1 protein-coding gene and 1 pseudogene are annotated in these 1,406 nt (G+C 42.2%); both read left to right on the forward strand.

The features are described 5' to 3' along the window. Positions 1–701 precede the first annotated feature (701 nt). Positions 702–932 carry a hypothetical protein gene (locus F6K20_RS38535; protein ID WP_008185999.1) on the forward strand — a complete coding sequence of 77 codons (231 nt, stop codon included), beginning with the start codon at positions 702–704 and terminating at the stop codon, positions 930–932. A gap of 162 nt (positions 933–1,094) precedes the next feature. Continuing rightward, positions 1,095–1,322, forward strand: a pseudogene (locus tag F6K20_RS38540) (glycerol acyltransferase); the annotation flags it as partial. Between the last annotated feature and the right edge of the window lie 84 nt (positions 1,323–1,406).

Raw genomic sequence — 1,406 nt, forward strand, 5'->3', positions numbered from 1 at the left:
TGTTGCTCATGGGGGGAACCCCCAAGACCGCACTGGCTCCCCAAGACCGCGCTGCATCGCTGGCGACTGCTATAACAAAAGTTTTTTTATTAAAATCGGCAATTTGGCAACACAGCATTCTACTGTAGCTGCTTTTATAGATAGGGTGCAACATTTAACCTGTACAAACCTACTCACAAGCAGATAGGACGATGGTATAGCATTAGTTAAAACTAATGGTTGTTGCCGACAAAGCAATGCCAAAAGCATTGCGCTAATTTTCTTAATGGAGGCTCTGCTGCCTACTCTCAAACCGCACTGTAACTTCACTCAGTCCATTATTTTACGTCGCTTAACTTACGACCAGCTGTTTTAGCTTTTAGTTCTTCGTTGGGCGGTAGTGTTCCGAAGTTAAACAAGTTACTAACTTATTTGATTATAAAACAGTGGATAATGTTTGACAAGGTTTAGAGAGCTATAAGGCCAATAGTTGCACCTCGGAGGGTTGGACATCTATACAAGCATATCAACTGCAAGCAGACTATTTAGGTGATCTAACCGTGGTCAGATCACCCTAGAAAGTAGAGGCGCTAAAAGCACTGTCTTGAAGCGTTCAACTGCTTAAGGATCTAACGGCTATAACTGTAGTTTTATAACTGTAGGTATTAGTCAAAAAGATTTAATCTATTTATCAGTTTTATCAGAATAATAAATCAAACATGATGGAGCAGGGTGTTATGACCTACCGCGATCGACTAAGCCCATGGTGTATTATCAAGCCACTTCCTAAAATGCAGCGAATTATTGTCGCTCGCTTTCGTCGCCGAACTGACGCTGAGGCTCATCTACAAGTTCTGCGCAGACTGATGCCTGACATGAAATATATACTCATTTTTGACCGAGACCCGGAGCAAGAGGAAATTAATACACTAAGCGCTAAATTAACAGTATAATAAACAATACAGGTAAGCTATCAGCGAACAGCGATTAGCGCTACGCGCATATGCTTACGAATACAGTCGGATCCCTTGTAGGAGCTTTTAGTGATCAACTTAACCTCTAGCTCAGGTTTTTTTGGAATAGGATTTAACTGTAGTTAACTCAATAGTATAGCCTTGACGCATCGGTTTGGTTGGTCTTTAGAAGAGCGAGATCCAGAAGTAATTAAATCCTATCTGCCCCAGTGGGAATGGTTTTATCGCTACTACTTTCGGGTGAAAACTGATGGCTGGCAGCACATTCCGGACAGTAAGGTGCTGTTGGTTGGTTCCCACAATGGTGGATTAGCTTCCCCTGATATGGTGATGATGATGTATGACTGGTTTCGCCGCTTTGGCACCCAGTCAACAAGTGCATCGAAAAATAGCCTTGGCTTTACCATAGCGTTCATGCTTTTTAAGTTCTTGCTCAAAAGTAAACACAGCTGA

The sequence above is a fragment of the Moorena sp. SIO2C4 genome, assembly GCF_010672485.1.
Taxonomy (GTDB): Bacteria; Cyanobacteriota; Cyanobacteriia; order Cyanobacteriales; family Coleofasciculaceae; genus Moorena; species Moorena producens.

What these genes read in the sequence shown, in the direction of transcription:
- F6K20_RS38535 (WP_008185999.1), top strand. Translation starts at nt 702, where the DNA reads ATGGAGCAGGGTGTTATGACCTACCGCGATCGACTAAGCCCATGGTGT.